The following is a 26,734-nucleotide window of genomic DNA, read 5'->3' as shown; positions in this document are numbered from 1 at the left end:
GGGGGCGTATGCCGGCCAGGTTTATTTCTGCTTGCGTGTTTGTATAACTTTCCTTAATCAACTTAGCCGAGCAGTTGCCACTCACTACGCAATAAACCATATACGGCGTGATTCACGTAGCCATCGGGCAGCTTTTCTGCCTGTCTGATCACACCTTCGAGCACAAAACCAAGCCGTTCAGGAATTGCCCGGCTAGTTACGTTGGCGGTTGCGCAGCGAATTTCTACCCGCTGCAGCTCCATTTCCAGCAGGGCGTAGTCTACTAGAACTCGGCAGGCACTGGTCATATAACCTTTGCCTTCATATCCATCACCAAGCCAATAACCAATCCCTACGGAACGGTTATGCCAGTCAATCTGGTGATACCCAATGACGCCAGCGAGCTCGCCGCGGACCCAAAGTCCAGCAGTGAAGGCGCCATTGTCGGTGCCTTGTTTTATAGCATTTTTAATGAAATTAAGGGTGTGATCCTGTTCCGTAACGGCATCAACCCAAGGAAGCCATTGCCTAAGTCGTTCCCGCGAGCGCTCCACTAACGCGAATATGTGCCTAGCATGCTCAGGCATGAGTGGCTTTAAGATAAGCTCTTCGTCGATGACATAATTAAACAAGCAGTTGCCTCCTTTTCGGCACAAGGCCTTATGTATGATTATGGATTTTTTCTTATGATTATCATGCTACTCTATCGCCCGCAGAGAAGTCAAAAGGTCTAAAGATGCTAAAAATTGATCCAGGCCATGTGCCCCCTTTTATTGAACAATCTACAGTTAACGGGTATATTAGTAGGAAACATGTTTATACAAGAAGTAGTGTAACACTACAGAACGAAAGGTTGATAGCTGTGGAGAACCGTACTACCCCCTCCAATTTTATTAAAAATGTTATTACCGAAGACCTCCGTACGGGTAAAGTAAAAGAAGTTGTCACACGCTTTCCGCCGGAGCCGAACGGTTACTTACATATCGGACATGCCAAGGCGATTTGGATTAACTTTACACTGGCGGACGAGTTCGGTGGCAAGACTAACCTAAGATTTGACGACACGAATCCTGCCAAAGAAGATACGGAATATGTGAACTCCATTCAGGAAGATGTAAAGTGGCTGGGCTATGAATGGGAAGAGCTGCGTTTTGCATCGGATTATTTTGAGGAAATGTACAAACGTGCCGAATTATTAATTACTAAAGGTAAAGCTTATGTAGATGACCTCAGCGCGGATGAAATTCGCCAATTGCGGGGAACGCTGACGGAGCCAGGACAGAACAGCCCACATCGTGAGCGCAGCATCGAAGAGAATTTGGATCTGTTCCGCCGTATGCGGGCAGGGGAATTCAAAGATGGTGAGAAGGTTCTTCGTGCCAAGATCGATATGGCATCACCAAATATTAATCTGCGTGATCCTGTCATCTATCGGATTACTCATGCGCATCACCATAATACAGGGGATAAATGGTGCATCTATCCGATGTACACGTTCGCTCATCCACTTGAGGACGCCATTGAAGGAGTAACTCACTCCCTTTGTTCGCTTGAGTTTGAAGATCAACGCCCATTTTATGATTGGGTCGTAGCGGAATGTGAGATGCCTTCAGTTCCGCATCAATATGAATTCGGCCGTCTGAATCTCGCTCAAACTATGACTAGTAAACGTAAGCTGAAGCTGCTGGTAGACGAAAAACATGTGGATGGCTGGGACGATCCGCGGATGCCAACGATCTCCGGCCTGCGCCGCAGAGGATATACGCCGGAAGCGATTCGTAAATTCGTGTACGAAGCAGGGATCTCCAAGAGTCAGGGTCTAGTGGACCTGCAAATGCTGGAGCACTTTATCCGGGAAGACCTTAAGTTAACTGTGCCTCGCACCATGGCTATACTTCGTCCGCTTAAGGTTGTTATCACCAATTATCCGGAAGGCCAAACAGAATGGCTTGAAGCGGAGAATAATACAGAGAATGAAGAAATGGGTGTACGCCAAATTCCGTTCTCTCGTGAGATTTATGTTGAGCGCGACGACTTTATGGAGAATCCGCCCAATAAATATTTCCGCTTGTTCCCCGGCAATGAAGTACGCCTGAAGCATGCTTATTTCATCAAATGTAATGAAGTCATTAAAGATGAGAATGGCGAGGTTGTTGAACTGCATTGTACGTATGATCCGGAAACAAAGAGTGGTAGTGGATTTACAGGCCGTAAGGTAAAAGGTACTCTGCACTGGGTAGAAGCTAGTCAAGCTGTGCCTGCAGAATTCCGTTTATACGAGCCACTGATTTCTGCTGAAGAAGTAGATGAAGCTGCAGAAGTTGAAGGTCTGGATTCCACGGTAGAGAAAGCGGAGCCTAGCTTCTTGGATCAGCTTAATCCTAAATCCATTGAAATCTTACAAGGTTTTGTGGAACCCGCGCTTAAGGACAGTGTGGCTCAGGATAAATTCCAGTTCTTCCGTCATGGCTATTTTAATGTAGATAGCAAATATTCGGCGCCTGGGCATCTCGTATTCAATCTTATCGTTTCACTGAAGAGTTCATTTCAGCCTCCAAAACAAGGCTAACACTTGATTCGTTCAGGTTCTTTATAATAAAACAGGCTCAAACGTCCCGTTTAGGTACGTTTGAGCCTGTTTTTTATATTTTCGCTTATAATATTTCGATGTGAGAGAGTTCTTCCTCATCCTCTGTAGGGGGCCGGTAGCCTCCACGGTTTACAAAGAGCCACATGAAAGTAAAGCCTAGCGTTCCAAACAGTGTCAAGAAGACACCCGCTTGATACATGCTCTGTGCCCCTAGATTTTGATACATCCAACCTCCGAGAACTCCTCCAACAATACCGGCTATACCGCTCCAAGTCAGTGTGTAGAGCGCTTGTCCTGAAGCACGGTAAGGTCTTGGAATAAGAAGCATGGTCAGTTGAGTGCCTACATAGAAGAAACCACCAAATGTTATGCAGTGTAAAATTTGAATGAGCACTACTTGGAGGGCTGTAGTCGCGTCCGCCATGAACCACCATCGTAGTACGAATAAAGCGCTAACCAGCGCAAGCCAGCCGAGCAGAACAGATATTTTACGTTTAAGGAATCGGTCGCAGAGAACAAATACACCCACTTCCAAAATAGAGGAGAGGAATACTGCGAGACCAATCATTCCCTTGGAGCCGCCTAGGTCCGTAATATACAAAGACATGAATGTAGTGTTCATGGTGTTCGGTATGGAAACTAGGATACCAAACAATATGAAACACAAGAAAAAGGGATTATAAATTAGTTTGCTGAAGCCTCTATACGGCATAGGAGCCATGCCAATGGTATGGTTAAGTTTCGGTAATGCAAGAATGGATAACATTGATGCACATAGTAAGCCTGCAAACAGATAGGACAAGATAGATACACCAGCCCAATCAAGGACCAATCCGGCGGCAATTGCAATTAGTGCCCACCCCAATGAACCCCAAAGCCGAAAAGAACGGAAGCGATAGTTAGTTCCGTCAATATAGCTGAGAATCATCGTATTGCTCTGAGCAAATAACGGTCCTTGGAAGAAATAGAACAAAAGAATGGAGATGTAGATCATCTCATATGTATTTGCCCGAAACATAAGCTGGGATAACACTAACGTTCCGATTAACATAAGCAAAACGATTCTCCGGATATTCTGGTATCGGTCAGTCCAGATTGCCCAGAATGGATTTGCAAAGATGGATACTAGCGCACCCATAGAAAATACGGCACCGATCTCTAATTTGTTCATCCCTACATCCAGCAGGTATAGTTGAAAGAAGCTGGAGAAGAGGACCATGGTTCCGTATACAAAAAAATTGAACCATTTTAAAGACGTGAAAGAAGATGGATAGTTAACGCCTTTCCGCAAATGCGTCACTCCTTTCCCACTAGATGTCTTGCATGGATATACTGACCAATATTAGGCCCTTCTATCACTGTAACACGTGTTGAAAAGGGATACAAACTTCCTTTTTTACTTTTTTACATTTTTTTAACGTTTATTTAAATTTGATCCGCTAAGTGACAAAAAACGCATATAACAAGTTTGCAGGTGGTAGAAATGTTAAGAGTTCGCTCCTCCTTATTAGGAATATGCCTGAGGATTATCCTATCTACGTTTGTATAAAAGAGAATCAATGGGTTTAACTTCAGTTTACAATTCAGGGCTAGGATGGGGTTAAGCGAAACAGAGAAGATACATTCTTCTCGCAGATTCACCAAGAAAAGGGGAGTTTTTGCATGAAAAAATCCGAAGCTAAGGGGAAAACGGCGCTGAAGCCATTCCTCACATTATTAAAAGAAACCAAGCCTTCATACGGCTTATTGGCAATAGCCATTGCACTAAGCATGATCTCGACATTGGTTAGTCTGGTGATCCCAATGTTTACCAAAAATCTGGTGGATGGCTTTTCTTTGGCTTCTGTCAGCAAGCTGCAAATTGCAGGCATAGCGGGTGCTTTTATCGCGCAGACGATCGCCGGGGGAATCTCTATCTATCTGCTGAATTATGTAGGCCAGAAGATGGTTGCAGGTCTTCGTGACCGGTTATGGCGTAAATTTTTAGTGTTGCCAGTAGCTTATTACAATGATAATCGGACAGGAGAAAGCGTCAGCCGGATGACGAATGATACAGGGATCATCAAAACGCTGATCTCTGAACATCTGGCCAGCTTATTTACCGGAGTGATTTCCATTGTGGGCTCCATTGCTGTGCTGTTATTTTTAAACTGGAAGATGACCCTTGTTCTGTTCACCGTTCTTCCACTATCTGCGTTGATTTTGGTGCCACTTGGACGGCAGATGTACAAAATCTCCAAAGGCATGCAGGACGAAACAGCTTCTTTTACCGCCACACTTAGTGGTGTATTGTCAGAGATCCGTCTGGTGAAATCCTCGGGTGCAGAGAAAAAAGAGTACGAAGCAGGCAAAACCGGAATTATGAACCTGCTCTCCTTTGGTATTCGTGAAGGCAAAATCAGCGCTATGATCAGCCCACTGGTCTCTTTTGTCTTTATGATGTTACTTGTGGTCATTATCGGTTATGGCGGAATGCAGGTATCATCCGGTGCTTTGACAGCTGGAGAGCTGGTAGCCTTTATCCTGTATCTTATTCAGATTATTATGCCGCTTACTCAATTGACCACGTTCTTTACACAGATTCAGAAAGCTAAAGGGGCATCAGAGCGCATTATTGAAACCCTGGCAGCAGAAGAGGAGGTATATGAGGGCCAGGAAGAGGCGAACGGTGCAGAGGGTCCTATCTCGGTAGAAGATCTAAGCTTTGGATATAAAAATGGTGAGAATGTGCTAACCGATGTAAGCTTCCGGATGCTTCCGGGTCAGGTGACGGCTATTGTTGGACCGAGCGGGGGAGGCAAGACTACATTATTTTCACTGCTCGAACGATTCTATGAGCCTCAGAAAGGTATGGTTAAGCTAGGCGATAAACCAGTGTCAACCTTCTCATTACGCTCATGGCGGAAACTGATCGGGTACGTCTCACAGGAAAGCCCATTGTTGGCAGGTACGATTGCTGAGAATTTAACCTATGGATTGGATCGAGACGTTAGCATGGAGGAGATGCGCGCAGCAGCAGCAATGGCTTATGCAGATGGCTTTATCGATGAGCTTCCTGAAGGATATAATACGGATGTCGGTGAGAGAGGTGTGAAGCTCTCGGGTGGACAGCGGCAACGGATTGCTATTGCTAGAGCGCTGCTGCGGAATCCAAAGATTCTTATGCTTGATGAGGCGACCTCCAGTCTGGATAGCCAATCAGAGGCCGTAGTGCAGAAGGCACTGTCCAATTTGATGAAGGGCCGGACTACGATTGTAATTGCGCACCGTTTGGCTACTGTTGTAAATGCTGAGCAGATTATTTTTATGGAAAAGGGCCAGATTACCGGGATGGGAAGACATGAAGAACTGCTGGAAAACCATGAGCTATATCGTGAATTTGCCACCCAGCAGCTGCAGATGAATAACCTTGAGATTCAAGACAATAAAGAGGAGGCTCCAGTGATACATGACAAAAATACTAGTAGCGGACGACGATCCGCACATCCGCGAATTGGTAGAAGTATTTCTGAGAGCTGAGGGGATGGATGACATCTATGGAGCTTCTGATGGACTGGAGGCTCTTCAGATTCTGGAGAGCCATAACATAGACTTAGCCATTATTGATGTGATGATGCCCAATTTGGATGGCTGGGAGCTGTGCCGGAAGATGCGCCAAACCTATGATTTTCCGATATTGATGCTGACGGCTAAGGGAGAGACCTCACAAATTGTGAAGGGCTTTGAGCTGGGAAGTGATGACTATCTCGTCAAACCCTTTGAGCCAGTGGTGCTTATTGCGCGAGTAAAGGCGCTGCTCAAACGTTACCAAATCTCTGCTGCACAAAGTGTGGGGATTGGCCGGCTGCGAATGAATCGTAAAACCTACGAGGTATCCTCAGCGTATGGAGAAGTCACTTTGCCACTTAAGGAATTTGAGCTGTTATTTAAGCTGGGCAGCTATCCGGGGCAGACATTGACTAGAGACAGGCTAATCGAAGAGATATGGGGTTATGATTTTGAAGGGAATGAGCGGACGCTCGATGTGCATATCAACCGTTTGCGCGAACGGTTCGCTCCTGATAAATACGGGTTTGTTATTCGCACCATCCGCGGATTAGGCTATCGGCTGGAGGCAGAGGCATGAACCGGTTTAAGGAGCTTCTTAAGCGGATTGGGATGACTTTTATTTACTTCGGTGGTGTTGGGATTAGCTGGAGTGCAGCTTATTTCTTGATGAACTGGATATATGGCAGGGTTGGACGCCCCTCTTCGGAGTATTTGACCCAGTTAATCGGCGTGATGGTCGGAATTGTGATTTTGTTTTTGATGGCATTGGTAACCTCCAAGTTATTCCGGGGCTGGGAACGTGTTTTTTATAAATCAATTATCGAAGGTTTAGGGCGGATTGCTAAGGGTGATTTCAATGTGGTACTGGATAATACAAAGGACTACGGTGATTTCGGTGAGATTGTAGAGAGTATCAACGTAATGGCCAGCGAACTGAGCCAGATGGAGACCATGCGTCAGGATTTTATCTCTAATGTATCGCATGAAATTCAATCTCCGCTAACCTCTATTCGGGGGTTTGCTCTTGCGCTGCAGGATGAAACTCTGAGTGTGAAGAGCAGGAGGCACTACCTTAATATTATAGTGGCTGAGAGTACCCGCGTATCTGGGCTCAGTGATAATTTATTGAAGCTGTCCGCGCTTGAATCGGGCAATTTTCCGTTTGAAAATCAGATTTACCGCCTGGATAAGCAGCTTAGAGATACGATTCTGGCTTCTGAACCACAGTGGTTGGAGAAAAAAATAGAGGTAGAGGCTGAACTGGAAGAAGTGAATGTATCTGCTGTAAAAGATTTAATGAGTCAGGTTTGGACTAATCTGCTGCATAACAGTATCAAGTTTACTCCGCAGAACGGTTGCATCCATATTAGCCTTCGCATGGTCGATGAGCAGGTAGAGGTGGAGATTCAAGATAGTGGGATTGGCATCTCGGAGGAAGATCTGCCTCGGATCTTCGAGCGTTTCTATAAGGCAGATAAAGCTAGAACCGCAAGTGGTGGCGGTAGTGGACTAGGTCTGTCATTGGTTAAAAAAATCGTTGAGCTGCATGAAGGTAAGGTAACTGCAAATAGTCGCCCGGGGGATGGGACAGCGTTCAAGGTGAGCTTGCCAGTACGAATGAAATAAACTTGCTGTATGTGAAAAACAGCTGAAGCCGGTATTCTGGGTGGATTCGAAGACAATACCTTCCGTCCTGAGAAAAAGGCTACAAGAGCCGAGGCGGCGGCGACTATTTCTAAGCTGCTCGAAGCTCTATCTCTCTAATAGTGATTGAATAGCTCATCGCTAAGCTTTAAGCACAACGCCGCTTTCCCAGATCGTTCAGTGGGAAAGCGGCGTTTTTTGTATTTATGCAATTAAAAGAGGAACTATAATACCGGGATGGACGTTTATCCACCAATTTGAGACATGCGCCGAGCTGTCGGCGTGTGGCTCTGTGCTTTTTTCTCCAGAGCTAAGGCCATTTCATGATTATGGGGTTTGTTGCCCAGCGCTTTCCGGAATAAGGCCTGCACAGCAGCAGGATCGCTTATCAAAGGGCGGACATTGTATTCATCTGCCCAATATAGGCAAGCTTTGATGTGCCCATCTGCGGTAAGTCTCAGGCGGTTGCAATTATCGCAGAAGTGCTCGCTCACCGGATGAATCAGGCCGAATGTACCAGGGGCTCCGACAACCCGCCGATTCTGGGAAGGGCCATTCCCGGAGGGCATTTCTGCCGCTTCCGTTTCCCAACCAGCCTCAGTACAAGCTTCTACAACCCTTTCCAGAGGCAGATAAGTTTGGCGCCAAGCATCAGTAGCACTGCCAATCGGCATGTATTCTATAAAGCGTACATTTAGAGGACTCTCCAGCGTAAGGGAGATGAAGTCTTTGATTTCGTCGTCATTAATTCCTTTCATCAATACAACGTTAAGCTTTATCGGTTGAAGTCCGGCGGCTTGTGCGGCCTCGATCCCCTTTAATACCTTGGCGACTTCGCCGCCACGAGTAATCATAGAAAATCGATCCTGCCGTAAGGAGTCTAGGCTGATGTTTACCCGTGACAGACCGGCTTCTTTTAGCTGTGCTGCTTTGGCTGGAAGCATTAAACCATTTGTAGTCAGCGAAATATCTTCTATACCTGGGATCGCAGATATCATAGCAACAAGCTTTTCCAGATCTTTGCGGACAAGAGGTTCTCCACCAGTTAGTCGTACTTTACGTAATCCAAGAGGGGCTAGTGACTTAACGACTGCGGTAATTTCCTCGTAACTCAGAATCTCGTCCTGCGGTTGGAATTGCATCCCTTCCGCTGGCATACAATAGATGCAACGCAGGTTGCAGCGGTCGGTAACCGAAATGCGGATGTAATCGTGTAAACGTCCAAAAGGGTCCGTCAGCGGCTCCATGGCGTTGCTCCCTTCCTTTAAATCTGGCTGATAAATTGCTCTTATACTTTCTCGTATACACGCATAACGTCCCTAATAGGACAGAACGCAAAGTTGTTTATACTTGTTTAGAATTTTAAAGATCGCTTGGTTTCACGTCAATGAGCAAAGTTCTGGACGACAGGGTTTCATTACATAAAACTGGACAAACTAGATAAGAAGATAACGCATATTGAACAACGGAAAGTGTGACAAAAGTACGACAAATAAAGTTTTTAGACATAGAATGCTCACGGAAAGCGCTTTTAATATCCGATATAATCTAGGTGCGGATTAGTTTTAACGTTCACTTTTGCGAAAACAGATAGGATACCGGAAACCGCACGTCGGTAATGTGACGGAGAGTGACCGGGAAACCATTGAGGAGGATTTGCAAAATGAGTACACATACTGTTCCATCGCTCACCGTTCCGGAGGCTTTTAGCCGTTGGTTGGAAAGTCGGGGATTAATATATCAGCTTTTAGTGGATTTTTTGGGTAGAAAACCATCACTCTCTCTAGTGGCTCAATGGAGCCGCAATCGCCAGATGAGTGTAGCGGCTGAGATGACGGAAGGCGGTCGGGAGCTGAAGCGCTATTTGAGTCAGGAACCGAACAAGCTGCCAATGATATGCGAGAAAGAGAGCAAAGAATATAAACGGCTTATGCAAGAACAGTCCGTTAGTTCTTTTAAATTGCGCGAAGCAGCGATTTTAGGACGCTCGGAGGATTTCTGTAACGTGCTTGCGGATGTGTACACCTCCGCTGGAATTGTATTCAATAAGTGTAATGGTGAAGCCGATGATCATATTGCTATTGAGCTCGAATTTATGGCAGTCATGCATGAGCGTATGCTTTACAATAGCTTTTCAATAAGAAGTGCTATGGAGCTGCTTGATATTCAGGAGTCCTTTTTGGAAAAGCATCTACTGCAATGGACACCGCAGTTCTGTCAGAAACTGAATGCAGCAACAGATAGTCCGCTATATCTAGGCCTCTCACATATGCTTGAGGAATTTCTGCCACTTGATCTGCAAATGCTTCGTTCCTGGAGAGCTTCATTGGAGAGCAGTGCAGCTACAAGCATTTAATATTAGAAAGCCCGGCCTAATTGATAGGTCGGGCTTTTGCGTGCTGGTCAAGTAGATATGAAGCTTTAATAGAAGCTCTGTAGAAGCACAAATAGAAGTACCGTGGGAAGCATCCTAGTAATGATCTAATTAAACTCCGATAGAAGTAGAGGCTGAAGGACCAACTGAAGTAGTAATTGAAGTACCAACCGAAGCGCCTTATTGTTGCCTAACTCAAGCGCCGATAGAATAATTGGGCAATTTCTCCCTGAAATTCTAGAGTTTCTGGTCATCAGACTAATAATTAGGGAAAACCTCCCTAAAATATAGCTGATTCGGCGGTAATTAAAGAAATCCCCCTTATTATCAGGGGGAATTCCCTAATTTCGTTCATTTAGAGCGAATATTGGCTTTTTTCAGGGAGTTTTTCCCTAATTAGTTTAAGATCGACTCCGCACATCGCCCAAACACAGAACGCAGTAAACACAAATGTACGCCGTCCAAACGACCCACGCAGATCACCCGCTGTATACCGCACATCGCAAACGTTCACGGTACATTAGCCTCCACCACGCACAAACGCACATCATCCACCGTTCTCCACTCCGCACCCTAATGGCGTTGAACATTGGCACAGCACACAGTCTATTGGCTAAAGAAAGAATCCGCTGTGCAGCCTTTTACTAAAAAAAGAAGCTGCCTCATAAGTAGAATTCACTACTTTGGAGACAGCCTCTCGTTTGAGCCTATTTACTTGTTCACATCATAGTTCTAATCAATTACCTTTTTGCTGCGGAATTTCATCAGGAATTCATACACGACTGGCACTACTACAAGTGTCAGCAGCGTGGAACTGACCAAACCACCGATTACGGTCACACCGAGCCCCTTAGAGATAATTCCAGCACTGTTTTCAAGTCCAGTAACCAATGGCAGCAATGCACCAATCGTTGCAAGTGCAGTCATCAGGATTGGACGTAAACGTGTGCCACCTGCTTCAAGCAAGGCTTGACGCGTAGTGAGTCCTTCTTTTTCCTTATGAATAACGCGGTCGATAAGGACAATCGCATTCGTTACTACGATACCAATCAACATCAGCGCACCCATGAGCGAGGACACGTTTAAGGTTTCCCCAGCGATCAGAAGGGCAACGAGTACCCCGATCACTGTGAAAGGAAGTGAGAACAGGATAGCGAATGGTGCTAATCCACCGCCAAATGTAACCACAAGCACGAAGTATACGATGGCAATAGCAGCCGCCATAGCAATTCCTAATTGACCAAACGTATCATTGATCTGCTCGGTTACACCGCCGAAGGTAACAGTTACACCATCAGGCAATTCCATAGCGTCTATTTTTTCTTTCACGCTGTTCGAAGCGCTATTCACGTCACTCGAAATAATTTCGGCAGTAACATCTACCTTCATTTTACCGTCCATACGAGTAATCGAGTCAGGGGAGGAGCCATTTTCAATTTTAGCGACTTGCCCGATTGGCACGGAGATGCCTAGTGGGGAAGTCAAAGTAGCCTCTTCCATTTCTTTAATACTCTTGTACGTTTCTTTATCTGTTTCGATATAGACTTTGTAGTTCTTGCCGTCCAATTCTACTTCTGTGAGCACTGGACGTGTGCCTGCTGGACTCAGCTTCATCGCAATTTGTCCGGCTGTAAGTCCAAGGGAGCTAAGCTTCTGTTGATCCGCTACAATCGTATATTGATCGTAAGCTTCCTTGAGACTTGTTTCTGCGTCTTTGAAATTAGTGGTGTCAGCCTGTACGATTGAGGCAATCTCATCCGCGACTGGCTTCAGCTGATCCAGTTCATCTCCGAATACATTCACGGTCAGAGTGCTTCCACCCATGCCTCCACTCATCAGAGCGGACATGTCACCCCATACACCATCTGGCACTTCTGCGGTCAAACCTTCAATAAGCTTCTCTTTAACAGCTTCAAAATCAGGAGTGTCACTATCATAAACGATGAAAAATAGTCCTGAATTGCTGGATCCACCCATACCCATCGGGCTTCCGCCGCCAATGGAATATTGCATTTTGTCTATATGCTTCTGCGCTAAAATGTATTTTTCAGCTTTCAGACCTTGCTCTTGAACTTCCTCAATCCGTTGTCCAGCCTTTGGTGAATAAGTAAGCATTACGGTTTTATCCTCTTGGGATGGCATAAAGCTTACACCAATAGGTTTGATTAAGAACAAGCTGCCTGCAAGGAGAAGAACGGCAACTCCAAACGTAACGAGCTTATGAGAAAGACACCAGTTCAGAATCTTTTGATAACCAGCAGAAAGTTTGTCTGGTTTCTCGCTGTGAGTTTTTTTACCTTTCAATCCATTACGGAACAACGAGTGAGCCATTGCAGGAACTAGGGTAATCGCAACTACTAATGAAGCGAGCAGGGCGAAGACCATGGTTAGAGCGAAAGGCAAGAACAGCTCACCAACCATACCACTAACCAAAGCAAGTGGTAAGAACACCGCGATGGTTACAATTGTAGAGGACATGATAGGCACGAACATTTCACGTGTGGCCGCACTGATTAATTCTCTACCCTTCAGTTTCTCACCAGATAAGGAGAGCCGTCGATATATGTTCTCTATGACTACAATCGAGTCATCGACTACCCGCCCGATCGCGACCGTCATCGCTCCCAGTGTCATCATATTAAGCGTAATGTCCATCTGCCGCAGACACAGCACTGCGATCAGCAGGGATAATGGAATAGAGATGATAGAAATAATCGTCGAACGAATATTCCGCAGGAACACCAAAATGATAATTACTGCGAATAAGGCACCAAATACCGCTTTGGACAACATCGTATTTACGGAGTCCTCAATGGGCTTCCCTTGGTCAAGTAGAACAGTAAGGTCAATGCCTTTATATTGTGCTTTTAATTCTTCAGTTTTGTCTTTAACGCCATTTACAACATCAACAGTGTTGGCATCATTGGCTTTGACAATCTGAATACCGATCGATTCTTTACCATTTGTACGGGAGATGGATTCGGAATTGCCCACAACCTCAATCGTGGCCAGCTCTCCGAGCTTCACGGTTGGAAGTCCCATACTTGCAGCTCCGCCAGGAGCAGCATTTCCAGCACCAGCACCAGCAGCTCCGTTAGCAGCACCAGCATCAACGCCGGCAGCTCCAGTAGCTCCAGTAGCTCCAGCACCAGCAGCGTTAGCGCCAGATGGCATTACCGGAATGGTCACATTTTTAAGATCCTCAACGGTAGTGATGTTGCCATCCACGACAACTGCCTTTTGAGCCTTGTCCATCTCGAATAGTCCGAGTGGAACACGGAGGGAAGAGCCTTGAATGATACCTTTAACGGTATCTTCGGTCAGTCCATATTGATTGAGCTTATCTTGATTGAATTTGAGTGATACTTCTTTGACGTATTGACCAGAGATTTGGATAGAAGCGACACCCTCAACATCCTCCAGGGCCGGGCGAATATCCTTCTCAGCAATACGGGTCAGTTCCTCAAGATCCTGGGTATCCCCGTTAGAAAGACTGAGGGAGACAACAGGCATTGAGCTAAGACTAAAGCGGGAAATGGAAGGCTTCTGCACATTGTCAGGTAATGAGACTTCATTTAGTGATTCGCGCACTGCTGCTGTAGCATTATCCAGATTTGTTCCATAATCGAATTCAATTTGGATGCTGGAGGCATTCTCCAGAGAAGTGGAGGTGATCGTCTTTACACCATCCACATTGCGGAGCTTTTGCTCCAACGGTTTGCTGACATCATTAACGACGCCTTCTGGTGCGGCCCCCGGATAAATGGTTGTTACGCTAAGATAGGGTATACTAATATTAGGCAAGGTTTCTTGCTTCATCGTCAGTCCGCTATATAAACCGGCAAACACAATAATTATCGTCAGAAGCCAAATGGCAAATTTGTTCCTGAGCGAGAAATTAATTAAGCTTTTCATAAGTTTCGTTTCTGCTCCTCTCGGCCCTTTTCTTTACGAAATAAGGCGCCATTATAAAAAATCATAATACTCACTATCCATGACTTTCTCTCTACCGAACTCTTCTTAGAGTCAATTAACGAAATACACATGAATTGTGCGGAATTGAGGCAATTAGCTTCCTCAGCTCTTCCAATTCTGCTGTGAGCTCAGAGCAGGATTGGAGGTTGGACAGCATCCCCTGAATGATTGCTTTTCGCGGGTGAGGGATAAGCACTTCACCTTCCAGAATGTTGAGCGATTCCAGCAGATCGGCTGCTTCTTCGGAAGCTATATTATCTAGTTTACTGATCGCAGTCTTCATTTCCTTAATGAGCTGTAATGGATTTTTTCGTTTGTTCTCCTCATTCTCCGCCATCCAGTTTGCTAAAGTAGCAGAGTTGATTAGCGGAGCCTGTTTACTAGTAAGCAAGCCAGACACGATCATATCCATTAAATTCATTAGATGATCTGCCATATCGGCAATAGGTACCTGCGTATCCTTACGAAAAATAACCGCAATATAAGATTTGATGAGACCATGTCCGATCATACATAAATCTCCGGTATAGGGAACGACGTCTTTTCCGTAGAGCAACTCCATTTTTACCTGGAACCATCTTAAGAAGGAAGCGTTGTTTCTACGCAGCCAGTCCGGGACTTCAGTATCAAATCCTTTGCCCGCAACCTCCTGAATTTGACGCTGCAAGAACTCGCGTAATTCGTACACATGACTTAGCAGAATTTCTATCTGATTCCTAAGCTTCTCACGTGGTGTTCGTCGGGTTTCCTGTTCTTCACGTAACAAGGGATCCCGAATCATCCGATAACAATAAAGGAAGATACTGCGCTCCAGCTCTTCTTTTGATTTAAATACCAGATATAAACTGCCCTTCGAAATCCCGCATAATTCAGCTATCTCTTGCATGGATGTGGACGAGGAGCCTTTTACAGCGAATAACTGCATAGCAATCTTAATAATCTGCTCCTGCTTATCAACAGTTTTATCATTCATTAAAGGATTAACCTCCTTTCTGACTACCCGGTTCTATAATTGACTAGTTGGTCAGAATAATTATATTCTATACAACCAGGCATTACAAATATCGGAACAGAAGGGTTACAGTTTTGTCGTAAATAGACTTTAAACAGTAATTTGCTAGGAAGAAATGTGTTCTTCATGTAATATATAAAATGTGTCAATTTCGTGTTGCTTGTATGAATAAGAAGGTAGGTAGAGTATGAGAAGAGGACTTCAATCTATAATTATCATTGGGGCATTCATAGCATTTTATTATTTTGGTTTCGGCATTTTTGGGAGTACTGCGGGAACGATTATTAGTATCTTCTCCACTCTGACAGTCATTTCGATTAGCTTGGCTATTTTTATGGAGAACCGTAATCCTTCTACAACAATGTCATGGATCTTATTGCTTGCGTTGATCCCGGTGCTGGGACTGGTCTTCTATTTTCTATTTGGGCAAAATGTGTTCAAACGCCGTAAATATGATAAAAAGGCACAAAGAGACCTTATGGCCTACGAAAGAATTGAGAATGACGCTTTACGTACGCACCAAGATTGGTCAGTCTTTGATCCCTCGCGCCAAAAACTGCTGCTGTTATCCAAGACTTTAGCACGTACTCCTATTTCCTTTGCATCAGAAACACGTATCCTCACTAATGGTGAAGAGACGTTTGGTACGTTATTGTTGGAGCTCCGTCAAGCTAAACATCACATTCATATGGAGTATTACATCTTCCGGGCGGACCACATTGGAACACGCATTAAACAAATTCTGATCGATAAAGCTCGCGCCGGTGTTGCAGTCAGATTTATGTATGATGCCGTTGGCAGTTTTCAGCTTTCCAAAGCTTTTTTGAAGGAAATGAGTGATGCCGGGGTTCAGGTGGCTTCGTACGGAAATTCAACATCCTTTTTTTCCAGTCGTGTGAATTACCGGAATCACCGTAAGATTGTTGTGATCGACGGCGATGTCGGATTCATGGGGGGTCTCAATGTAGGCGATGAATATTTAAGCCGCAGTAAGACTTATGGGTTTTGGCGTGACACACATATGTTGGTTAGAGGCGAAGCGGTACGGACGATGCAAATTATTTTTCTGCAAGATTGGATGCACACTACGGGTGAAAAAATACTGGAGCAAGACTATCTCACTCCGCAGCTTCGCTTTATGACAGGTGATGGTGCCGTACAGATTATTGCTAGTGGGCCGGATAACGAACGTCGTGCGCTCAAAAACATTTTCTTCTCCATGATCACTTCTGCCGAGAAATCGGTGTGGATTGCCAGTCCATATTTTATTCCTGATGAGGACATCTTAACTGCACTGCGTGTAGCTGCTGTTTCTGGTTTAGATGTGCGATTGTTATTCCCGGCTAAGCCGGATAAATGGATTCCGTTTCTGGCTTCACACTCTTATTTTCCGGCGTTGCTGGAAGCTGGCGTGAAGATTTATGAATATGAAAAGGGATTTATCCACTCGAAACTGCTTATCGTTGATGGTGAAATAGCGACCATTGGCACGGCCAATATGGATATGCGCAGCTTCCACCTTAACTTTGAAGTGAATGCACTACTGATTCAGACGGAGAGCGTTGCTCGTATTGTTGCTGATTTTGAACGGGATTTATTATCTACCAGCTTAATTGAGCATGAAGAATTTATGAATAAGCGTATGGTGATCCGTATACTGGAATCTGCTGCTCGGCTTATGTCACCGTTACTATAACCCAAAAACCACCGCAGAGGGTGTGATCCCTCATCTGCGGTGGTTTTTGCTTTAAAAAGTGGTTAAACCCAAGGTGGTCTGCAACCGGAACAGAATGTACTTGAACCAAGTTACTTCCCCCTGATAAGCTTCAAGAGGCAGAGTATACTCATGGTCCTCGTTATTCCACAGTCGATTGAAGTAGGTTTCCATCTCGATATAAAGAGGCTGATCTTGTTTTACAGATACCCACAGATTATTCTCCAGGTTGTAGTCATCCAGATTGCGTGTCGTAAAATTGGTGGAACCGCCAAGAATGATGGAACTTCCAGTCTGTTTGGCAATGAAGAGCAACTTTGGATGATATTGCTCTTTGGTCGTATTGTACCAGCGAATAGAGATCTCTCCGTTTGTGCGCTTGTTCAAGTTCATGGCAACTGGACGGTTAGGAATGCCGATTTTATCACGGCCGAAGGCGTTCTGATTGGGGTCCAGTATCAATTTTACCGTAGCCCCTCGTTGGGTAGCCTCTACCAATTCATCGAGAATGGCATCATCGGCAAGGTAGAACATACCCATCCAAATGGTGTCACCCTTATGCGCAGATTGGAGGGCTTGCCGTGCATATTTATATACCTTTCCTTCCGTTAAATAGCGGACCTCCATAGATTCTTCAGAGTGCTGATCCTTCTCTTTGGTGAAGTCTGGCTCATAAGTGAGTAGTGGCCCTGCATCCGAAAGATTGGCCGCGGCTTGTTCCGTCTGGAGAATATCAGCAATAATTGGGCCTTGTACTTCCAGAGCGATATTGGAATGATAGGCGCTGGCATCATGGATATTTCCTGAGGAGACTAGAGCGGTATTCTCACTAACAACTACCTTACGGTGGTTAGCCTTCACATTAAGTAGCTTCAAATAAGAACGTGCGGTAATATCCGGTCCTCCGCTGGCCATAAGATTGGGAATCCGGCCTTCGCCCGACTGGCCGAACCATTGAATAAAGGTACGCCAGACAGCGGAATAAGCAGGCGTAGAATCGCGTAGAGCATTTACATCGATCAAAATCACTTTAATCCCCGCAGCCTTCAATTCTTCCAGAAGATGATTGGGTGCAGAGTTGTAATTGGTATTAACCTCATCTGTAATGAAGACGATCTCCATCTCAGGATAAGTTGTTTTTTGTAAAATAAGCTTGTCCGTCAACATTCGGCTGACCGGAGGAAATGACTGATCTTTATGGGTATAATCATTGAAAAGGAATAGGTCAATCACCAAAAATTCTTTGGACTCCTCGATAATTTGTAGAATCCTCGAAAGAATCTGACTCTCTTGAGTGCCCGTGGCTGTACCGTCCGAATAGGTCAGGTCGTGCCAGAAGGATACATGATTCGTTTTGTATATAGGGCTTTCATAGGAAATGCCGCGGGGTAAAGGTTTGTGTGTCTGATAAATCATTACGCCGGTTAACCAGAGGATTAGAATGACGAAAGCCCATAACACCCGTGTACGGCGGCGTGTACCGGAACGTTTCTTCGTAGTTAAACCGGGAGTGTAGTTTATTTCTTTAGGTTTATGGGGGTAAATGGGTTGCTGACGATCTGAATTCATGGAAGTTCCTCCTGAAATTATTGCAGAGCACTTCCTAGTGATTGTTATGCTCCGGTGTATTACCAACCTATTAACACCTAGTGGAGCGAAATGAAGCAGCCCAAATATCCTTATCATTAATGAAATAACATTCGGCTAGCTATAATGAGTTTGAGCGATTAGTACGATGTTTATGAAATTAATGATTACGAAACCGGAGAATTGTAATCGCTAACCTCATATTGTAAATTCATCTGTAGGGATATGTTATAATAAATCGAGTTTGGAAATAGGAGGAACGCAGCATGAATCATACGCCAGAAGAGGCCGTGCCATATGATGCGACTAGGCAGTCTGGCGCAGATCATGGCAAGGACCTACCGGCTGCAGAGGCTTCTGACAAAAGATCTTTATTGCCTACATCGAAGACAGGCGAACGCAAAATTGAACATGTACGCCTTTGCCTAAATGAGGAAGTAGGTGGCGTCGGTGTGACTACAGGGTTTGAACATTACAGATTTCAGCATAATGCTCTGCCAGAGCTGAATTTCGACGATATATCATTGCAGACTACGTTTTTGGATCGTAAGCTGCGTACGCCGCTGCTCATCAGCTCGATGACAGGTGGCAGTGCAGCTACAGGAGCGATTAATGCCCGGTTAGCCGCAGCTGCGCAGCGTCGGGGTTGGGCGCTGGGTGTAGGTTCGGTTCGGGCGGCAGTGGAGCGTTCTGAGCTTACGGCAACCTTTTATGTGCGGGATCAAGCGCCTGATATTCCGGTTATTGCCAATATTGGTGCTGTACAGCTGTCCTATGGTTTTGGGATTGAGGAATGTCGCCGGGCTGTGGATATCGCAGGTGCTGATTTTCTTGTACTACATCTGAATGGCCTGCAAGAGGTCTTTCAACCGGAAGGGAACACTGGTTTTGCCTCTTTGCTATCGCAGATAGAGAAGGTATGCCGGGCACTTGAAGTCCCTGTAGGTGTGAAAGAAGTAGGCTGGGGCATTGATGGAGATGCAGCTGCACGTCTTTATAATGCAGGAGCGGCTTTTATTGATGTTGCGGGTGCAGGCGGGACATCCTGGAGTCAGGTGGAGAAGTTCCGCAGTGTAGATCCTATACGGCGGGCAGCGGCGGAGGCTTTCGCGGATTGGGGCACTCCAACAGCTGATTGTATCACAGAGGTGCGTACAGTTTCTCCGCAGGGCGCTTTGATTGGCAGCGGCGGACTGAAACATGGCGTGGATGCAGCGAAAGCATTGGCACTTGGAGCTGATCTGGCAGGCTTTGGCCGCAATCTGTTAGGGCCGGCTGTCGATTCTGAAGAGGCGCTGGATGCTGCATTAGCACAGGTAGAACTGGAGCTGAAAATAGCAATGTTTGGTATTGGCGCTCCAGATTTAGCAACTTTACGTGGAACTTCCCGTTTAATACGTAAATAGGATGGTAAATATTGAAGCGAGGAAGTGAGTAAGATTATGATTAAACTGATCCATATGGATGAGTCGGCCTTTCAATTTTTCTTAGGTCAAGCTACCCGGGATTATGCGGAAGATAAGATCAGCGCCGGTGCTTGGGATCCAGAGATCGCGATGAAGCTGTCTGAGGAAGCTATAACACGCTCTTTGCCAAAAGGGCTGCACACAGATGGTGCTTATCTATATTCCATAGTAGAAATAAGCAGTGATGAACAGGTGGGTTATATCTGGTTTAACGTAAGTGAAGGTCGTGGTGGCCGCGAGGCTTTCATTTATGATTTTTATGTTTTTGAACCGTTCCAGAGTAAGGGTTATGGCAAGCAGGCTATGATCGCACTCGATGAAGAAGCCCGGGAGATGAATGTTACCAAAATCGGGTTGCACGTCTTCGGCCAGAACAATCGCGCATTTGAGCTATACAAAAAAATGGGGTATATCGTAACTGACATCACGATGTCTAAAGATCTATAGTCCATAAGTGTGAGGACCTCGAAAGAGGTCTTTTTTTTTGTTGTTCTACTGAATTATTATGTAAATAATTGTGATAAATATATTTGATTTAGGATGATTAGGAAAATATGATTAAAAAATAACTTCCTGAAAATGGATTAAGTCATAAAGAGAGAAAAGGGGGGATTAAGGTGAGGCCAAGGACTGTATCGTGGGTGGTTGTTTCCGCAGTAGTATTACTATTACTGGTTAGCTGCAACAGTGGCGATTTACCAGGAAAGAAGAAATCTGAGTCTGAGCAAGTCCAGGCAAGTCCGGTTGCACCGCTAGCCTCTTCAGCTGTAGTTGAAGAACAATCGAAAGTAGCGTTGCCTTCATTGACAGTAGAAAAAAGGCTAGAGGATTTTGATTATATGTGGAAGATTATTGAGGAGAACTATCCTTTCCTAGAGGTGAATAAACGTCTCAATGGAGAGGATTGGCTTGCTAAAAAAGAGGAATACCGCAATAAAATAGCAGCCGTGAAATCGGATGATGAGTTTTTGAGACGAATGAGATTTGTCCTTAGCAGATTAAACAATGGGCATACGAATTTTATATCCAAGGAGGAATATCCTTGGTATCTACATACCTATGTTCAAGCAGGTTTTGGTTATGAACCTTGGATCGACGTGGTTCAACAGCCTAACGTATTGGCCCGTTACAACCAGAAACCTTTAGCGGAGCAGCAAAGCTCTAATGAACTCAATAATGATATGCATAATGGTGGAGATGGAGTAGGAGATGTAACAAAAAAGACTTCTGGGAATGTAAAAAAAGTCATTATAGAGCCCGATCGAATCGCTTATCTCGGCATGCAAAGCTTTGACGGGAGTCTCATGGAGATGGACAGCTCCGAGATCCATGATTTTTTAATAGAGGTAAAGGACTATAAGACCTTAATATTAGATATCCGCGGAAATGGCGGAGGAAACAGTAATTATTGGAGAATTCATATTGTTCCTCTGTTGATTAATAAAACTATCGAATATAATACTTACTTCCTTTATACAAGAGGCAAATATGCGGAGACTTTTATGCAGGCACGTCAGATCACAGCCGGGCAACAACCTATTTCCGGCATCAAAGATGAGCAACTGCCTAATCTGCCATCTGAGGCTTTAAAGATGTTCAAGACATATAGAAAAATAAATGATGTAGTAACTCCTAATAAATCTGTTGGATTTAAAGGGAAAATCTATTTGCTGGTAGATAGCTCTGTGTATTCATCAGCGGAAGGTCTTGCAGCCTTTGCAAAAGGCACCGGGTTTGCAACGGTTGTAGGCGGCAGGACAGGTGGGGATGGACTAGGGATAGATCCGCTTGTTGTTGCATTGCCAAATAGCGGTTATGTATTCAGGTTTTCCTTTGAAATGGGTCTGAATTCTGATGGAAGTTGTAATGAAGAGGTAAAGACTGTGCCTGATGTGGAGGTTGATCCAGATAAATCTAAGCCATTACTGGACCAGCCGGCGATAAAAAAGGTATTAGAGCTTGCGCGTTCGGACACATCTGCTTGACATCCGGTGTTGCTGGCGAATATGTTCTAATATATAATGGTTTAGATCGTATAGCTTATTCGGATGATCAATTTAGCTGAAAATAGGAGTTGTCATATAAATGGCTTTGAAAGCTGGAATCGTCGGACTTCCTAACGTAGGAAAATCCACATTGTTTAATGCGATAACGCAAGCGGGAGCAGAATCCGCTAACTACCCTTTTTGTACCATTGACCCTAACGTTGGTGTTGTTGAAGTTCCAGATGAACGTCTTGATAAACTGACTGAGCTGGTACAGCCGAACAAGACCGTACCTACTGCTTTTGAATTTGTTGATATTGCGGGTCTCGTGCGTGGTGCGAGTAAAGGAGAAGGACTAGGCAACAAGTTCCTGGCCCATATCCGTGAAGTAGATGCTATCGTGCATGTGGTTCGTTGTTTTGAAGATGAGAACGTTACCCACGTTGATGGAAAAGTAAATCCGATCAGCGACATCCAGACCATTAATCTGGAGCTGATTCTTGCTGATATTGAGAGCATTGAGAAGCGGATTGAGCGTTCCCGTAAGAATATCAAAGGCGGCGACAAGAAATACGCTCAAGAAGTTGAACTGCTAGAACGCGTCAAAGAAGTGCTCTACGAAGATAAACCTGCACGCAGTATAGAATTGTCTGATGACGAGAAGCTTATTATCCGCGATCTTCATCTGTTAACATTGAAGCCAGTGCTGTATGCGGCGAATGTAAGTGAAGATGAAGTGGCAAGTGCTGAGGACAATCCTTATGTACAGCAAGTTCGCGATTTTGCAGCTACTGAAGGTGCAGAAGTGGTTCCGATCAGTGCTAAGGTGGAAGCAGAAATTGCTGAGCTTGAAGGCGAAGATAAAGCTATGTTCCTGGAAGAGCTGGGACTGGAAGAATCCGGCCTTAACCGGTTGATTAAAGCGGCTTATAAACTGCTTGGCTTGTATACGTATTTCACAGCAGGCGTTCAGGAAGTTCGGGCGTGGACGATTCGCCGCGGCACCAAGGCACCTGGAGCTGCCGGTGTGATTCATACAGATTTCGAACGCGGATTTATCCGTGCTGAAGTAGTGGCTTACGCGGATCTTGTGGCAGCTGGTTCCATGAACGGTGCGAAGGAACGTGGTCAACTACGTCTTGAAGGTAAAGAATATTTGGTGCAAGACGGCGACGTAATGCATTTCCGTTTTAACGTTTAAGAAGGTTTAAGTGTACGAATGATAAAGGGGTCATCTCGAGCAGTGGGAGTTTCTATTGCTGGGATGATCCTTTTTAAAAATATAAGCTTTTTATTAAGGTATTGTGCGTACGGAACTGTAGCCATTTCACAATATCTTTGGTATAATATAAAGTCGTATATCTATTTTTATGACAGTACAAATTTGATGTTATATTTGCGAATTTGAAATTGAATCAGGAGAGGTGAATTCCCTTGTTGGACCGATTGCAATCCCTGGCGGACCGCTATGAGAAGCTCAGTGAACTGCTTTGTGATCCGGATGTTGCAAACGACAGTAAGAAACTGAGGGACTATTCCAAAGAACAATCAGACCTACAGCCCGCATTTGAGGCGTATACTGAATATAAGAGTGTAATGGAAGAGCTTGAAGCTGCTAAGCAGATGCAAGGCGAAAAGCTTGATGATGAGATGAAAGAAATGGTCAAGATGGAAATTGATGACCTTTCCAAACGTCAAGTGGAACTGGAAGAGAGAATCCGCGTATTGCTGCTGCCTAAAGACCCGAATGATGATAAGAACGTAATCGTTGAAATTCGTGGTGCAGCGGGTGGAGATGAAGCAGCATTGTTCGCTTCAGATCTTTACCGGATGTACACTCGTTATGCTGATGCACAAGGATGGCGCGTTGAGTTAATGGATGTTAACGCGAGTGATCTTGGTGGATTCAAAGAGGTAATCTTCCTTATTAACGGCCGTGGTGCATACAGTAAGCTGAAATACGAAAGTGGTGCGCATCGCGTACAACGTATCCCAGCGACCGAATCCGGAGGTCGTATTCACACCTCTACTTCTACGGTGTCTGTGATGCCGGAAGCTGAGGCTTTTGAGATCGAGATCCATGATAAAGATATTCGCGTGGATACCTTCTGTTCTAGTGGTGCAGGCGGACAGTCTGTAAATACGACCAAGTCTGCAGTACGTGTAACCCATGTACCTACAGGCATCGTTGCTACCTGTCAGGACGGTAAGTCACAGAACTCCAATAAAGAAAAAGCGCTGCAAGTGCTTCGTGCCCGTATCTCTGATATGAAACGGCAGGAAGAAGAAGCGAAGTATGCCGGTGAACGGAAGAGCAAAGTAGGTACGGGGGACCGTAGTGAGCGCATTCGGACGTATAACTTCCCACAGAGCCGGGTTACAGACCATCGTATTGGCCTGACACTGCACCGTTTGGAGCAGGTTATGAACGGAGAAATCACTGAAATTATCTCAGCCCTTTCAATCGCTGAACAAGCTGACTTGATGGATAATATGGATAATGGAGAATAATGCTTTGAACGATGGCGTATATGTCATGTCGGAAGTCAAAAGCATCCGGGAAGCCTTTGCGGAGGCTTCTTCTTTTTTGAGCCGGAGCGGCTGCAATGAACCGCAGCGCAGTGCACAATTGCTGCTGGAGCATGTGCTTGGACTGTCTGGTGCAGCTTATTACATGGCGCTGGCAGATCCTTTTCCAGCTGCGGTTAAGGAAGCATTTGAGGCGGGAGTTACCCGCAGGGGCGCTGGTGAGCCGGTGCAGTATATCATCGGCGAGCAAGAATTCTACGGGCGGCCTTTTGAGGTGACGCCTGACGTGCTTATTCCGCGGCCGGAGACGGAGCTGCTTGTCGAGGCGATTTTACGTTACGGCGCGGAGCTTTGGCCGGACGGCGTTGTAACGCCGGGCGAAGCGGCGCTGGATAGCGCGGGCGGCGCGGGGGACGTGCGCGCCGCAAGACCGCTGGCCGCCGTCGATATCGGCGCCGGCAGCGGTGCGATCTCCGTCACGTTGGCGGCGGAAGCGCCGGCGTGGCGGGTCTGCGCCGGCGATATTTCGCCGGCGGCTCTGGCTGTGGCCGAGCGCAACGCTTTGCGCAATGGCACAGCTGTGGATTTTCGGCTCGGCGATCTGCTCGAGCCGTTCGCGGGGATGGAGACGGATATTCTCGTCTCCAACCCGCCATACATCCCCGGCGAGGATATCGCCGGGCTGCAGCGTGAGGTGCGCGACCATGAGCCGCGCACTGCGCTGGATGGCGGAGCGGACGGGCTGGACCCGTACCGCCGCATGATGGAGCAGCTGACGCTGCTCCCGGCACCGCCGCGCCTGATCGGCTTTGAGCTTGGCTTCGGTCAAGCTGAGCAAGTCGCTGCACTCCTTGCGGCAGCGGGCCATTGGACCGAGATTATCACCATTAATGATCTGGCTGGAATCCCGCGTCATGTGCTAGGCATAACGAGATAATATTGCCTGCTATGCAGAGGGTTCATTTTGTCCGGAGTAGAGAAATTGTATTTTCAATCCGACTTCCTTTACAATAGAATTTAGCAGGATTTCTTAGGGGATCATAAAGAAAGCCCAGATATAGAGTAGGGAGGCAGAGCGTGCTTCAGAAGATTAAAAAGATTGATGGTGCTATTGTAGTCGTTCTGTTATTACTCATGGTGGTCAGCATCTTCGCCATATATAGCGTTACTCATGGAAGAGAGAAGCTGGACGGACATCATATTCGTATGATGATGTATTATGCTATTGGTTTTGTAGCTTTTATTGGAATGACCTTTTTGGATTACAGAATATTAGTGAAATATGCGATATATATTTATCTGTTTGGGATAGGGATGCTGGTGCTCGTCAGCTTTTTGGGCGAGACCAAAAATAATGCGCAAGGCTGGTTGACCCTGCCGGGGGGCCTGAGTCTGCAGCCTGCAGAGCTGTTCAAGCTGATATTAATTCTTTTTCTGGCAGCCATGCTTGTCCGCAAGAATAAGAGTAAGCTTCTGTTCTGGCGGGATGTTGTGCCGCTCGGCCTTCTGACCTTGTTTCCGTTCCTTATTGTCCTTACCCAAAATGACCTTGGGAATGCCTTGTCTTACGTTGTGATTCTTGCGGGTCTGTTGTGGATTGGCAATATTAAATACACGCATGCATTAATCGGGCTGGTCATCGTGGCTAGTTCTGCGATTGCGGGAATTATGAGTTATATCCATTATCATGATGAAATTAAAACCTTTCTTACGGATATTGGACGATCTCACTGGATTGAACGTTTTGATCCTTGGCTTGTTCCAGACAAGGCAACAGCCAAAGCCCTTTATCATACTAAAAACGCCAAGCTGGCGATTGCATCAGGTGGAATGAGTGGCGAAGGCTACATGAACGGCAGCTCCGTTCAGACGGATCGGGTGCCATATACGTATTCAGATTCTATCTTTGTGCAGATTGCCGAAGAATTTGGGTTTGTAGGTTCGGCGTTTGTGTTGCTGCTGTACTTTATTTTGATTCACCGGATGATTCTGATTGCGCTGGAGTCTAGGGATAGAGCTGGCCCTTTCCTGATTGTCGGTGTTGTCGCGATGATGTTGTATCAGATTTTTGAGAATATCGGCGCATTTATCGGCTTGATGCCATTGACTGGTATTACGTTACCTTTCATCAGCTTCGGGGGTACATCACTGCTTATCAACATGGCCAGCATTGGTTTGGTAATGAGTGTACGTCTGCACGGGCAAGAAGTGGAAGAGGATTTTCCTAAACCTACTCCTTATGCAGCTGCCAAACAGGTGTAACTACGAAATAAAATAGAACCGTCAGGTCCTTATTGTTTAATAGGGGTGCTGGCGGTTCTTTTTGATGG

Annotated in this window: 19 protein-coding genes; 13 read left to right on the top strand and 6 right to left on the bottom strand. The window is 45.6% G+C overall.

Features of this window, described 5'->3' with window-relative positions; translation table 11 throughout:
* Positions 1 to 62: 62 nt before the first annotated feature.
* Positions 63 to 611, bottom strand: coding sequence for a GNAT family protein (locus MHI32_RS28815; protein WP_036681941.1), 549 nt, complete (start codon positions 609 to 611; stop codon positions 63 to 65).
* 230 nt (positions 612 to 841) lie between these two features.
* Here MHI32_RS28815 and MHI32_RS28810 point away from each other — a divergent pair, with 230 nt between their 5' ends.
* Entirely contained in the window at positions 842 to 2,548 is a 1,707-nt protein-coding gene (locus MHI32_RS28810) for a glutamine--tRNA ligase/YqeY domain fusion protein (RefSeq protein WP_038574952.1), read from the top strand.
* 85 nt (positions 2,549 to 2,633) lie between these two features.
* Here the strand turns inward: MHI32_RS28810 and MHI32_RS28805 are convergent, their stop codons facing one another.
* A complete protein-coding gene (locus MHI32_RS28805; RefSeq protein ID WP_305953522.1) occupies positions 2,634 to 3,869 on the bottom strand; it encodes an MFS transporter in 1,236 nt (411 codons plus the stop codon).
* Positions 3,870 to 4,231: 362 nt separating this feature from the next.
* Here MHI32_RS28805 and MHI32_RS28800 point away from each other — a divergent pair, with 362 nt between their 5' ends.
* Genes MHI32_RS28800 through MHI32_RS28790 form a run of 3 tightly spaced genes read left to right on the top strand, consistent with a single transcriptional unit; the run spans position 4,232 to position 7,744 of the window.
* Complete coding sequence (locus MHI32_RS28800; RefSeq protein ID WP_076192341.1) at positions 4,232 to 6,088, top strand: ABC transporter ATP-binding protein; 1,857 nt, start codon at positions 4,232 to 4,234, stop codon at positions 6,086 to 6,088.
* Positions 6,018 to 6,695 (top strand): response regulator transcription factor, encoded by a 678-nt coding sequence (locus MHI32_RS28795; protein ID WP_076123953.1) that lies wholly within the window; start codon positions 6,018 to 6,020, stop codon positions 6,693 to 6,695. The genes MHI32_RS28800 and MHI32_RS28795 overlap by 71 nt, the downstream gene beginning before the upstream one ends.
* Positions 6,692 to 7,744, top strand: coding sequence for a HAMP domain-containing sensor histidine kinase (locus MHI32_RS28790; protein WP_076192343.1), 1,053 nt, complete (start codon positions 6,692 to 6,694; stop codon positions 7,742 to 7,744). Before MHI32_RS28795 ends, MHI32_RS28790 begins: the two co-directional genes overlap by 4 nt.
* Before the next feature lie 263 nt (positions 7,745 to 8,007).
* Here MHI32_RS28790 and moaA read toward each other — a convergent pair whose 3' ends face one another.
* Entirely contained in the window at positions 8,008 to 9,009 is a 1,002-nt protein-coding gene (gene moaA / locus MHI32_RS28785) for a GTP 3',8-cyclase MoaA (protein ID WP_339188791.1), read from the bottom strand.
* A 416-nt stretch (positions 9,010 to 9,425) separates the two neighbouring features.
* Between moaA and MHI32_RS28780 the strand changes: the two genes are divergently transcribed.
* Positions 9,426 to 10,118 carry a molecular chaperone TorD family protein gene (locus MHI32_RS28780; protein WP_076123947.1) on the top strand — a complete coding sequence of 231 codons (693 nt, stop codon included), beginning with the start codon at positions 9,426 to 9,428 and terminating at the stop codon, positions 10,116 to 10,118.
* Between the two features lie 750 nt (positions 10,119 to 10,868).
* Here MHI32_RS28780 and MHI32_RS28775 read toward each other — a convergent pair.
* Positions 10,869 to 14,051 carry an efflux RND transporter permease subunit gene (locus MHI32_RS28775; protein ID WP_340011523.1) on the bottom strand — a complete coding sequence of 1,061 codons (3,183 nt, stop codon included), beginning with the start codon at positions 14,049 to 14,051 and terminating at the stop codon, positions 10,869 to 10,871.
* Positions 14,052 to 14,166: 115 nt separating this feature from the next.
* A complete protein-coding gene (locus MHI32_RS28770; protein WP_340011521.1) occupies positions 14,167 to 15,084 on the bottom strand; it encodes a TetR/AcrR family transcriptional regulator in 918 nt (305 codons plus the stop codon).
* Positions 15,085 to 15,310: 226 nt separating this feature from the next.
* Between MHI32_RS28770 and cls the strand changes: the two genes are divergently transcribed.
* Positions 15,311 to 16,819, top strand: a complete 1,509-nt coding sequence (gene cls, locus MHI32_RS28765; RefSeq protein ID WP_076123942.1) for a cardiolipin synthase — start codon at positions 15,311 to 15,313, stop codon at positions 16,817 to 16,819.
* A gap of 51 nt (positions 16,820 to 16,870) precedes the next feature.
* Here the strand turns inward: cls and MHI32_RS28760 are convergent, their stop codons facing one another.
* The gene (locus MHI32_RS28760) at positions 16,871 to 18,406 is read right to left on the bottom strand and encodes a phospholipase D family protein (protein WP_340011519.1); all 1,536 of its coding nucleotides are present in this window, start codon (positions 18,404 to 18,406) and stop codon (positions 16,871 to 16,873) included.
* Positions 18,407 to 18,690: 284 nt separating this feature from the next.
* Here MHI32_RS28760 and fni point away from each other — a divergent pair, with 284 nt between their 5' ends.
* The 7 genes from fni (at position 18,691) to MHI32_RS28725 (ending at position 26,666) form a co-directional block, all read left to right on the top strand.
* Positions 18,691 to 19,830 (top strand): type 2 isopentenyl-diphosphate Delta-isomerase, encoded by a 1,140-nt coding sequence (gene fni / locus MHI32_RS28755; RefSeq protein ID WP_340011517.1) that lies wholly within the window; start codon positions 18,691 to 18,693, stop codon positions 19,828 to 19,830.
* 36 nt (positions 19,831 to 19,866) lie between these two features.
* Positions 19,867 to 20,337: a GNAT family N-acetyltransferase gene (locus MHI32_RS28750; protein WP_232061473.1), complete on the top strand. Its 471-nt coding sequence runs from the start codon at positions 19,867 to 19,869 to the stop codon at positions 20,335 to 20,337.
* Positions 20,338 to 20,507: 170 nt separating this feature from the next.
* Positions 20,508 to 21,875, top strand: a complete 1,368-nt coding sequence (locus MHI32_RS28745) for a S41 family peptidase (protein ID WP_340011515.1) — start codon at positions 20,508 to 20,510, stop codon at positions 21,873 to 21,875.
* A 100-nt stretch (positions 21,876 to 21,975) separates the two neighbouring features.
* Positions 21,976 to 23,076 (top strand): redox-regulated ATPase YchF, encoded by a 1,101-nt coding sequence (gene ychF, locus MHI32_RS28740; RefSeq protein WP_036681604.1) that lies wholly within the window; start codon positions 21,976 to 21,978, stop codon positions 23,074 to 23,076.
* A gap of 233 nt (positions 23,077 to 23,309) precedes the next feature.
* Positions 23,310 to 24,386, top strand: a complete 1,077-nt coding sequence (gene prfA / locus MHI32_RS28735; RefSeq protein WP_036681601.1) for a peptide chain release factor 1 — start codon at positions 23,310 to 23,312, stop codon at positions 24,384 to 24,386.
* A gap of 25 nt (positions 24,387 to 24,411) precedes the next feature.
* The gene (gene prmC, locus MHI32_RS28730; protein ID WP_340012781.1) at positions 24,412 to 25,341 is read left to right on the top strand and encodes a peptide chain release factor N(5)-glutamine methyltransferase; all 930 of its coding nucleotides are present in this window, start codon (positions 24,412 to 24,414) and stop codon (positions 25,339 to 25,341) included.
* Between the two features lie 140 nt (positions 25,342 to 25,481).
* Entirely contained in the window at positions 25,482 to 26,666 is a 1,185-nt protein-coding gene (locus MHI32_RS28725; RefSeq protein ID WP_076123938.1) for an FtsW/RodA/SpoVE family cell cycle protein, read from the top strand.
* The last annotated feature ends 68 nt before the right edge of the window (positions 26,667 to 26,734 follow it).

The organism is Paenibacillus sp. FSL H7-0690, assembly GCF_037980415.1.
Classification (GTDB): domain Bacteria; phylum Bacillota; class Bacilli; order Paenibacillales; family Paenibacillaceae; genus Paenibacillus_AQ; species Paenibacillus_AQ odorifer.
Note: the sequence above shows the minus strand (reverse complement) of the source record. Positions and strands in the feature narration are given on the sequence as shown.